Below are 387 nucleotides of genomic sequence, written 5' to 3'. Positions count from 1 at the left end.
GGTTTGATGGTCATTTTGTGGCAAGGGCACTAGGCTTTTATTAAGCAAGTTGTATAAATTCGCACTAACATAAGGCTTATCTATGTCCTCATCCAAATACGATACTATCACCTCATCAGCCACCCTTGGTGTGTGGTAAAGCCCAGAATTAAAGCTTGCTATGGGGCTTGCCACTCTTAAAAAGGAGGATATGCAGTAAAGCTGCTTTGAGTCTTCTTGATTTGCTGTGCTTGTTTGGTTTGCTGTGTTTGCTCCATTTGCCCCATTTGCTATGTTTGCCCCATTTGCCACCCTTGCTTGCCCTGCTTCATTTGCTGTGTTTGCTATTTCTCTTTCTTGCCCTTCTTTGTCTGCCTTGCTTGAATTTAAACTCAACTCAGAGCTTGC

General features: G+C 43.2%; 1 protein-coding gene. It reads right to left on the bottom strand.

The features are described 5' to 3' along the window. A partial coding sequence (locus tag DMC01_RS15630) for a phage baseplate assembly protein V (RefSeq protein ID WP_345788975.1) occupies positions 1-291 on the bottom strand: 291 nt, incomplete at its 3' end. Positions 292-387 lie beyond the last annotated feature (96 nt).

It is taken from the genome of Campylobacter troglodytis (genome assembly GCF_006864425.1).
Lineage (GTDB): Bacteria > Campylobacterota > Campylobacteria > Campylobacterales > Campylobacteraceae > Campylobacter_D > Campylobacter_D troglodytis.
Note: the sequence above shows the minus strand (reverse complement) of the source record. Positions and strands in the feature narration are given on the sequence as shown.